The sequence below is a fragment of the Emticicia sp. genome (genome assembly GCF_049241225.1).
Taxonomy (GTDB): Bacteria; Bacteroidota; Bacteroidia; order Cytophagales; family Spirosomataceae; genus Emticicia.
Genome location: NZ_JBMLRC010000315.1, coordinates 15,350 through 25,671, shown reverse-complemented (window position 1 = coordinate 25,671; position 10,322 = coordinate 15,350). Strand labels below are relative to the sequence as shown.

Annotated in this window: 11 protein-coding genes; 4 read left to right on the top strand and 7 right to left on the bottom strand. The window is 37.4% G+C overall.

Annotated features, from left to right (window positions below; genetic code table 11):
• The first annotated feature begins 4 nt into the window (after positions 1-4).
• The 3 genes from ACOVO2_RS16800 to ACOVO2_RS16790 all read left to right on the top strand — a co-directional run bounded on the left by ACOVO2_RS16800 (position 5) and on the right by ACOVO2_RS16790 (position 3,710).
• Entirely contained in the window at positions 5-1,102 is a 1,098-nt protein-coding gene (locus tag ACOVO2_RS16800) for a Nif3-like dinuclear metal center hexameric protein (protein WP_421771096.1), read from the top strand.
• Between the two features lie 231 nt (positions 1,103-1,333).
• A complete protein-coding gene (locus tag ACOVO2_RS16795) occupies positions 1,334-2,074 on the top strand; it encodes a zinc ribbon domain-containing protein (RefSeq protein ID WP_421771092.1) in 741 nt (246 codons plus the stop codon).
• 85 nt (positions 2,075-2,159) lie between these two features.
• Entirely contained in the window at positions 2,160-3,710 is a 1,551-nt protein-coding gene (locus ACOVO2_RS16790; protein WP_421771091.1) for a tetratricopeptide repeat protein, read from the top strand.
• A gap of 50 nt (positions 3,711-3,760) precedes the next feature.
• Here the strand turns inward: ACOVO2_RS16790 and deoC are convergent, their stop codons facing one another.
• Positions 3,761-4,432 (bottom strand): deoxyribose-phosphate aldolase, encoded by a 672-nt coding sequence (gene deoC, locus ACOVO2_RS16785; protein ID WP_421771090.1) that lies wholly within the window; start codon positions 4,430-4,432, stop codon positions 3,761-3,763.
• A 101-nt stretch (positions 4,433-4,533) separates the two neighbouring features.
• Positions 4,534-5,436 (bottom strand): histone deacetylase, encoded by a 903-nt coding sequence (locus tag ACOVO2_RS16780; protein WP_421771089.1) that lies wholly within the window; start codon positions 5,434-5,436, stop codon positions 4,534-4,536.
• A 154-nt stretch (positions 5,437-5,590) separates the two neighbouring features.
• Here ACOVO2_RS16780 and ACOVO2_RS16775 point away from each other — a divergent pair, with 154 nt between their 5' ends.
• A complete protein-coding gene (locus ACOVO2_RS16775) occupies positions 5,591-5,932 on the top strand; it encodes a c-type cytochrome (RefSeq protein WP_421771088.1) in 342 nt (113 codons plus the stop codon).
• A 38-nt stretch (positions 5,933-5,970) separates the two neighbouring features.
• On the opposite strand, the gene ACOVO2_RS16770 is transcribed toward ACOVO2_RS16775, so the two are convergent.
• The 5 genes from ACOVO2_RS16770 to ACOVO2_RS16750 all read right to left on the bottom strand — a co-directional run.
• A complete protein-coding gene (locus tag ACOVO2_RS16770; protein ID WP_421771087.1) occupies positions 5,971-6,381 on the bottom strand; it encodes a DoxX family protein in 411 nt (136 codons plus the stop codon).
• 35 nt (positions 6,382-6,416) lie between these two features.
• A complete protein-coding gene (locus ACOVO2_RS16765; RefSeq protein ID WP_421771086.1) occupies positions 6,417-6,650 on the bottom strand; it encodes a DUF4834 domain-containing protein in 234 nt (77 codons plus the stop codon).
• 109 nt (positions 6,651-6,759) lie between these two features.
• Positions 6,760-8,028 (bottom strand): TlpA family protein disulfide reductase, encoded by a 1,269-nt coding sequence (locus ACOVO2_RS16760; RefSeq protein ID WP_421771085.1) that lies wholly within the window; start codon positions 8,026-8,028, stop codon positions 6,760-6,762.
• A gap of 265 nt (positions 8,029-8,293) precedes the next feature.
• Positions 8,294-9,760: a rubredoxin gene (locus ACOVO2_RS16755; RefSeq protein ID WP_421771084.1), complete on the bottom strand. Its 1,467-nt coding sequence runs from the start codon at positions 9,758-9,760 to the stop codon at positions 8,294-8,296.
• Between the two features lie 59 nt (positions 9,761-9,819).
• On the bottom strand, positions 9,820-10,322 hold a 503-nt coding region (locus ACOVO2_RS16750), incomplete at its 5' end, for a (2Fe-2S)-binding protein (protein ID WP_421771083.1).

Sequence of the window (10,322 nt, the reverse complement as noted above, 5' to 3'; positions counted from 1 at the left end):
TAAAATGACAATAAAAGACATAACAACTTACCTCGAAGGATTTGCTCCATTGGCTTACCAAGAAAGTTACGACAACGCTGGTTTAATCGTTGGCGATGCCTCAACTGAAGTTAAGGGTGTTTTAGTTACGCTCGATTCGACCGAAGAGGTCATTGACGAAGCAATTGCCAAAGGTTGTAATTTGGTAGTGGCTCATCACCCGATTATTTTTAAGGGACTAAAGAAACTGACGGGCAAAAACTACATCGAACGAACAATCATCAAAGCTATTAAAAACGATGTGGCAATTTATGCCACCCATACCAATTTAGATAGTGTGGTTGGAGGTGTAAATTTCAAGATTGCCGAAAAACTAAAACTCGAAAAAGTGAAAATTCTTGCTCCAAAGAGTGAAGTTTTGATGAAATTGATAGTTTTTGTGCCAGTATACAATACAAAAGAAGTTTTAAATGCTCTTCATGCCGCAGGTGCTGGCGTGATTGGAAATTATAGCCATGCAAGTTTTAGGTCTGAAGGAACTGGTGCTTTCCGACCGAACGAAAAAGCCAATCCGACCATCGGAGCGGCGAATGTTGACGAAGAAGTGCACGAAAACCGAGTAGAAGTTATTTTTCCTGCTTATCTCAAAAATCAGGTTTTGGCGGCCATGCACCGCACGCATATATACGAAGAAGTTGCTCACGATATAATCATGCTCGAAAACCAAAATACAGAGGTTGGTTCGGGAATAATCGGAGAATTGAGCGAGCCAATTTCAGAAACTGATTTCTTGGCATATTTAAAACAAAATATGGGGGTGTCGGTTATTCGTCATACCAGGCTTTTGAACAAACCGATTCGTAGGGTTGCAGTTTGTGGAGGCTCGGGAGGTTTTCTGTTGGGCGATGCCATTGGGCAGGCGGCCGATGTATTTATTACGGCCGATTACAAGTATCATGAGTTTTTTGATGCCGATAAACGCATAATTATTGCCGATATTGGACATTATGAGTCGGAACAATACACAAAAGAGTTATTGAAAGATTATATTTGTAAAAAATTCACTAACTTTGCAGTCCATTTGTCGGAAACCCCAACAAATCCAATCAATTATTATTATTAAAAATAGATACTGGTTATCGGTTACTTGTTATTGGTTTCCAAAGATGGCTATATTTTGGATTAAATTTTGCTTATAAATTCTATATTTAATTCATTTAATTGAGGATAAACGATAAATTTGAGAGATATAATATACTAATAAGTTTCTTGAATCGTCATTCGTAAATCGTCATTCGTAAATCGTAATTAACCAATTAACCAATAACTAATAACCAAATTAGTTTTAGATATTATGGAATTAACAGTTGCACAAAAATTAGAAACACTGCTTAAACTTCAATCAATCGATTCACAATTAGATGAATTGAGAAAACTACGTGGTGATTTACCAGACGAAGTACGTGATTTGGAAGATGAGGTTATTGGTTTTGAAACTCGTATTGGTAAGTTCAAGAGAGAAATTGAAACTTTGGAAGTTGAATTAAACGGCTACCGTGCAGGTAAGAAAGAAGCCGAAAAATTGATTCAAAAATACAAAGACCAACAAATGAACGTTCGCAACAATCGTGAGTATGATGCGATTGCTAAAGAATTAGAATTACAAGAGTTGGAGATTCAGTTGGCTGATAAACGCACGCGTGAAACTGAATTTAAAATTAAAAATAAAAACACCGAAATCTCTGATGTTGAGTCGGCGATGGCCAATCGTAAGAAAGACCTTGAACAAAAACGCAAGGAATTAGATGTTTTGGTGGCAGAAAGCCAAGAAGACGAAAAGAAATTGACTGTTAGCCGTGATAAGGCAGCTACTAACGTTGAAGAGCGTTTAGTAAATGCTTATAACCGTATTCGTGGCAATGCCGAAAACGGTTTGGCGGTTGTAATGGTAAAGCGTGGTGCTTGCGGTGGTTGTTTCAATATCGTTCCGCCACAACGTCAGGCTGATATTAAAGACAAAAAGAAAATCATCGTGTGTGAGCATTGTGGCCGTATTTTGGCTGATGTTGATGCAATTGAGATTGTTAGAAGATAGTCAACGGTCGATAGACCGATTGCAAAGTAGCCAAGTTTTCGTTAATTCTGAAAACTTGGCTATTTTTGTTTGTAAAAAATCCTATTTGAAAACGACTTCGTATCTAATAAAAACAATCAACAAAACATTGAAGTCTCGAAATATTCACATAATTTCCCAAATCACCCGAATAATCAGTTTTTTATTGATTTGTTGTTTACAGTTTAATAATAATTGTAACGCTGCCGATTTTGATTTTACGCCCAATCTTCAAAAAGCCTATTCCGAAGTTTTCAAATTACGGGTTCAGTCGGGCAGAGAATTATTGGCCAAAGAAAATCCTAAGAACCCATTCCGAATTTATATTGAAGATTTTGCTGATATGGCTGAGTTGATTAATTCGGAGAATGAAAAACAGTATGAAAAATTATTGAGTAAAGAAGATGAACGCTTAGATGCAATTGAAGATTTGGATGAAAAATCGCCCTATAATCGTTTTTTGAGAGCCGAAATAAAATTACATTGGGCTTTGATAAAAATAAGATTTGGGCATGAGGTAAAAGCAGGATACAACGTAATACAGGCTTATAAATTGCTCGAAGAAAATCAGAAATTGTTTCCAAGTTTTTTACCAAGTTTAAAATCGCTTGGATGCCTGCACGTGTTGATTGGTTCTGTTCCGGACAAACAAAGATGGATTCCGAAACTACTCGGCCTTCGTGGAAATATACAACTCGGCATGAACGAGCTCCGTACGGCTGCTAAAGACAAAATATGGGGTACTGAAGCTCGATTTTGCACTACTTTTATCCAAGCCTATGTGCTGAAATATGATGCCAAACAAAATGCAGAAATGCTTCAGTTTGCTGATAGTCAGTCGGATAATTTGAATATAAATATGGTAGCAACGGCTATTTCTCTGAAAGATAATAGAACCGAACAAGCCATTGAATTATTAAAAAAAACGCCCAAAGATGCAAATTATTTGTATTTCCCAATCTTTGAATTGTACAAAGCCGAAACACAACTTTTCAAAGGAAATTATCTGCAAGCGGTTTCAGCGTATCAAACTTATCTTAGGAATTTTAAAGGGCAAACTTTTCTGAAAGATACTTATTATAAATTATTTTTGTGCCATTGGTTAATGGGTGATGACAAAAAAGCAAAATTGTATTTATCGAAGATAAACGAAGGTGGAAATACAATTGCAGAATCGGATAAAGCTGCACAAAAGTTTTACGAAAATTTTCAGAAAACGAAAACTTTGCCGAGCAAAACTTTAATAAAACTGAGGTTACTTTTTGATGGTGGCTACTTTGAAGAAGCACAACAAGAGCTTTCTACTTTATCAGAAAAGAATTTTACCAATACAAAAGACCAAGCCGAGTTTAATTATCGGGCTGGACGTATTTTTCAGAAACTCAGTCAGTTTGATAAAGCTGCCAGTTATTTTGAAAGGTCGGTAGCAATCACAGGTAGCCAAGAATGGAGTTTTGCTCCAAATTCTGCCTTGCAACTGGGTTATATTCAGCAACAAAAAGGGCAAAAAAATAAGGCAAAAGCTTATTTTGAACAAGCCATTGCCTATAAAAATCATGAATATAAAACTTCGGTCGATAATAAAGCTCGTGCGGCACTCACCGAAATGGGGTATTGAAAATAATTGTTATAGCTAAAGGCAGCCAATATTTTTAAGCAAAACCAAATTTAATAACTGCTATAACCCACTCCCCCACTCACAATAGCCACGCCCGATGATGTTCCGAGTCGGGTTGCTCCAGCTTCAATAAAGGCCATTGCTTGTTCGTAAGTCTGAATTCCACCCGATGCTTTGATTTGAACATTACTCGGCAATACCTCACGCATGAGCTTAACTTGCTCAATATCAGCACCTTTCGGAGCAAATCCCGTAGAAGTTTTCACAAAATCGGCTCCTGCTTCCTCACAAATTTCGCAGGCAATTCGGATATCAAAATTATCTAAATAGGCAGTTTCGATGATTACTTTCAGCAAGGCTTTTTTCTCGTGGGCAATTTCGGCCAAAACTTTTATTTCTTGTTTTACGGTTTCATAAGCCATTGATTTAAAAGCATTTATATTCATAACCAAATCGAGTTCGTCAGCTCCATCGGCTAATGCTTTTTTAGCCTCAGTAATTTTCGCCTCAGTAGAATGGTAGCCCAATGGAAAACCTATCACAGTACAAACTTTGGCATCGCCGTATTCGAGTAGTTCTTTTACAAAGCTCACATAAAATGGCGGTACACAGGCCGAGTAAAAACTATTTTGGTAAATTTCTTCACACAATTTCCTGAAATCCATCTCAGTGGCAGTTGGTTTCAGTAATGTATGGTCGATGTATTTGGATAAATTAATCATGAAGTAATCAATGATAGGATGATGGAATGATAGAATGATTGAGTATTTGAATAAGAAAAATATTCACTCATTCTATCATTCAAACACTCAAAATTAAATTTTTAAAAGTACATTTTTTCAGCTAAACGAAAAGTATTGCAATGAGCCTCTACAATATCGGCTATTCGAGGCGAGTACCCTCCACCCATAGAAACAACAACAGGGATTTTATGTTTGAGCGTTTGTTCAAAAACAAATTCATCACGTCGGCGGCAACCCGCCATCGACACTTTTAATTTGCCCAATTTATCAGAAGCCAAAATATCTACACCCGAAATATAAAAAATAAATTGTGGTTTTTCTTGTTCGATTAATCGGGGTAAAGTTTCGTAAAGCAAACTTAAATATTGCTCATCTTCGCAGTAAGTTGGTAGCTCTATATCTAAATCCGAGATTTCTTTTTTCAGTGGATAATTTTCTTTTCCGTGCATTGAGAAAGTAAAAACCCTTGACTCGTTTTGAAATATCACGGCCGTTCCATTGCCTTGGTGCACATCTAAATCTACTACTAAAATCTTCTCAACAATCTGATTTTCAAGCAAGTAATTGGCTGCCACAGCCACATCATTGAGCAAGCAAAAGCCTTCACCCTTATCGGCATACGCATGATGCGTTCCGCCAGCAATATTCATCGAAACACCAGATTCTAAAGCAAAATGACAACAATCGATTGTTCCTTGCGTAATGACTAGCTCACGTTTTACCAGCATTTCCGAAACGGGAAAACCTATTCGTCGCTCCATCTTAGGGTCAATGCTGAGGTTTATTAAATCATTAAAGTACTTCTCTTCGTGCACCCCTAATACCCATTTTTTATCTACTAGCTCTGGAGAGAAGAAGTTTGATTCAGTGCAAGTGCCTTCGTAGATTAATTGCTCAGGAATTAACTCATATTTAATCATCGGAAAACGATGCCCCTCAGGTAAGGGATGTCGATAAATTGGATTAAAGGCAATTTTGAGCATGAATTTCGCTGAAACTAGTAAAAAATTTTGATTGAGCTTGCAAAATAAAATTAAGACGCAACCTTTTTTGATAACTAGACGTATAGGCATTAAGTTTTAAAGCCAAGCATCTTTAATTCTTTACCATTATTTAAACCGTTAAACCCTCTTTTTTATGAAAAAAATCGCCCTATTTGCTGTCACGGCAATGCTCACTTCATCCATTCTTAGCTGTAAGGAAGAAGAAGAGGTTGTTGTTCCAAAACTTACTTACACCAAAGACATCAAATCAATTTTAGTAACTAGGTGTACACCATGCCATCTATCCGGAGGGGCTAATCCTAATAAATGGGACGATTACACAACTGCTAAAGCAAAGGTTGCTACTATTCTTGATCGTATTCAGCGTACGCCTGGCACAACGGGCTTTATGCCACGCAATGCAACTGCCCAGATTCCGGCTGATGAGATTGCGAAAATCAAGCAGTGGGTAACAGATGGCTTGCTTGAAAACTAAAAGATTTTGTAAAAAGGCGGAAATATTTTCTGCCTTTTTTACTTAAATATCTTGGCGTCAACAGCATACTTTCCAGCACCTATCAGGAAGATTGCGAGATACGCAAACAAATATAAAAGTGCGTGTTCTTTGTCGCCGAGTGGGTCTGCACCATGAATTGAAAAACTAATGATTGCCATGCAACCAAGCAGAATAATGAGGGCTGGACGCGTGAATAATCCTAAAATCAAAAGAATTGAGCAGAAAAATTCGGCGAAAACTGTAAGACCGTGCGAAACCATCGGCGAAACATGCAGAGGGTCTGGGAAATCGTGCTTACCAGCTAAGAATGCTTGCAGTTTATCATAACCGTGTGGAATCATCAAAAGGCCGAAGCTAAGACGTAAAATTAAAACTGCCAAACTTACTTGGTTTGGCAGAGAGGCTGGTTTTAAATATTTTTTTAGCATATCAATCTATAAAACGAACAATTTAGCTAACTGCTCTACTTAACTTCTTCATAATCAACGTATTGACCACCTTCAAAACCTTTGCTTTTTGAACTCGTTGGTGGTGTTTTCACCTTGATTTCACCTTCTTTGCCACGCTCTTTTTCCATGAAATCGTTGTAGCGTTTTTGTTGTTTAGCAATCTGATTTCCTACCAAAATCTCGAATAAGAATCGGCGAATGGCAGGTACAAATGCAATTGCCAACAGAATTAATAAGATATATTTCATCGAATCTGAATTTTATAAAACAAAGTTACACTAAGATTAGAAAAACTTGCAAAATTATTTGAATGAACTTTCACAAGTCATTGTCTGTGCCTTCACCTACAACATCTTTCTATTCCATTAACTTCAAAAGTAAATCTAAAGTTTCGGGGTTACTTGGGCGTGGTGCATCTGGGCGAACAATCGTTCCGCTCTTGTCAATAATCATATAACGTGGAATACTATTGATTTTGTATTTCTGGCAAACACCCGAAGCCCAACCACCTTCCGAAATTCCGTGGTCGCCGTTGTTGAGCTTCAAATTATCAATCGCACTCTTCCAGTTATTTGGGTCTTCATCAATCGAAACATACAAGAAAACAATGTTTTTCTTTTGTTTCTCTGTTAAGCCATCATGTATCTTTTTTGAAAATGGAAATTCTGCACGACATGGCCCGCACCAGCTCGCCCAAAAATCAACGTAAACTACTTTACCTTTATATTTTGAAAAATTAAACTGTTTGCCATCTGTTCCTGTCAAAACTGGATAGTCGCTTGTGCCAAGTGGTAATTTATCTTTGCCTTCATCTTTCTTTTTAGCAACTTCTTCTTTCTTATTGAGTGTTTCTTTGCAATGGTTCAAGAGCATATTTCGGTAATCATTGGCCGCAACTTGGCTAATCCAAAATTTAGCTGATGATGCCGTGATTTTCCCGCAATTATCATAAAGCAATTTGGTGAGTGTGTAATCTAAAACTTGTCCTTTGAGGTATTTTTGGGCAAAGTTTCCTTTGTCTGAAATAGCTTTTACTTGGTCGGAATACTTAACAAATTTCTGTTCTTGCGAGTTGAAGTATGTCACGAAAAACGGCAAGAAATTGCGATAACTTTCGACCATCATGAGTTTTTCGTCATTAATTTTTGCAGGGTCGAGTTCTTCGGTCATTACGGCAGGAAGTGACACCACACGCGTGAGTTTTGTATCAATATTACTGCGTATGATTGAGTAAGCGAGTAATAAATGCCAGTAATTCCAACGGATATTGGCTTCTACCAAAGACTGAAACTCGGGATTGAGTTTGGCAAGATTTGGGTAGTTTTTCAGGAAGTTTAACTGGCTTTTTCGGTCGTCGTAAAGTTTCATTTCCCAATCATCAACATTGGCTGAAATCAGCTGAACATAACGAATGTCTTTATCGAATGTATTGGGGTATTTCTTATGAAAATCTACTAAAAAGGCTTGAGCATCAGGGTTTTCGATTAAATCAGTAGCTTTTTTTAAGATATTTCCATCGCCGTATTCTACAAAAATATCGGCACTATCTGGCATCGAAAAACCAACTGTTTTTTGTGCAAACGTAATGACTGGAAAAAGCAGCAAAAAAATAAAATTCTTCAACATAGTTTTGTTTGTTAAAAGTCCACGGTCAATAGTCGACAAGTCCACAGCAGTAAAGTTTTCTTTCCTAACTCTATGATTGGGTTGCTTAGGGAGTTGACTGACTAATAACCATTATTTACACAAAACTAACGAAAATCTATGCCAAAGAATTCTTTTAAGTATAGAAAACATATATTTATTTACCACGGAGACACGGATTACATAGATTATCATGGAGTAATTTCTCGGTGTGAATTCGTGTAATCCATGCCTCCGTGGTCTTTTTTTAAATAATTTCCATTTTTACTTCCACTTCCTTAAAATCCTTTTTATCGGCTTCACAAGTTGGGCAAGTGTAAGTGGCAGGAAGTTTTGAAAATGGCACCCCCGCAGGAATATCATTCAATAAATCACCAAAATCTGAATCGTAAATGGTAAAGCAATGTTTGCACTGATGTACTTTTTTGGTGCTTGGCTTGGCAAGTTCCTCTTCTTTGTGGTCATCACGTAATCCTGCTGCTTTGATGGCATCTTCGGCAATCATTTTATTGTATTCCAGTACACTTCTACGTAGTTGTTCGTTGAGGTTAAAACGTAAAATACTTGTCTCGAAATACTTTTTTGTACGGCCATTCGGATTGAAATCTTCGGTATATGAAATATCATAAACATAATGCAGCGGAATGGCATTAAAAAGTTTAAAACGGCGGCGTTGTACCATAATCGAGGCATAAACCTCGGTACGTGGCCGAGTTTTTATACCAAAGCAAAGTCCAAAAGTTCGTAAATCCTGCTCATCGAAGGTTTTGACTAAATCAAGTTTTAGACGAAGGGCTTCGTCTGAGTCATCTTCAACTTGCCAATTCAGCTCATTGGCGGCATGACGCACATTGATGTTGAATGCTGAAAGCAAATTACTCCATTTTCCACGACTGACCTCATCAATGCCTTTGATAATCAATGATTTGAATGGTGTGAGGCATATCTCACCGATTTTGGTTTCTTGACAAAGTTCACAGAGTTTTATTAAAAATTTCACTTTGAAATATTCATTTCGGCGGTAGATTCCGAGCCAAGATTTTTTACCATAGCGATTGAAACCTTCGTAGTATGGTAATGTAAATTTGGCAGGCTCGAGTTCGGTCTCTTTTTCGAGTGAAATAAACGATGGAATATGATTAAAAAGTTGGTCGATATTATTTTCGAACTGTTGTTCTTTACCTGCAATCTTTTCTTCTAAAAACTTACAAAGTTTTGGAATTTCGTTTGAGAAAATGAGTTTCTCGAAACTAAAAATTTTATTGGTTTTTGGAAGGCGAATGTATAAATACCAAAAATTTGGATTTGTAGAGGCTATAAAATTGAGATGTCCCGAAAAGTAAGGTGTAAAACTTTGCTGGTTATCCGATAGGTTAATTTTTAGTTTGGCATCATAATCAAACAAATCGAGAATATCTTTGTAGATACCTTCGGTAAGCCAATTGCCTTTCTGAAAAACTTCTTCGGCTACGTACGAACTAATGATATTCGGATAAACATTATCGTCTGATTGAAACGTAATATTCTGAGCCAACATTTTCTGCTCGAAAGTTCGAGCAAATGGGTGTGGCAAATGAAAAATTAACTGCTGACGAAGTCCAAAACGCACCTCATCAACCTGCGACTCTTGAGCCGCTTCTAAAATATATTTCAACTCACCAGGCGAAGCAATTCCGCCTTTAAAGTTTATTCTGACTGTGTAAAAATCTTTCATAACACCCCTACCGAATCGTCGGACCGCCCCCTAAAGGGGGATTTTAGTTAAAATACAATTTAAGCCTCCACCAATGCCTCTTTCCCAACATTCTCTAAAATCATTCTGACTTCGGGGCGGCAACTTCCGCAGCCTGTTCCTGCTCCTGTTTTTTGGCAAAGTTGAGCAAAATCAGTGCATCCGCCTTTGATAGCGTTTTGGAGATTTCCCTGTCCAACATTATTGCACGAACAAACTAATTTTCCCAAAACTGGCTCGGAGGTTTTGCCCGAACGAAGTAAAGCCAAACGTTTTTCTGAGAGTTCTATTCCATTAGCTATTAAATCTCTGAATTCGAGAAACTCCGATTTATCGCCAATCAGGATAGCTCCAACCAACCTATCGTTATGAATGATACATTTTTTATAATAATGCTTGGCTTTATCAATAAACGTAACCTCCTCATAATCAGTAGCTCCAGAAGGAATTTCGACTACGCCCAATGAACATAGATTAAGGCCGTGCATTTTCAAAAGATTCATAGAAAGGCTGCCTTTGTAGAAACTTGATAAATCGCCTGCCA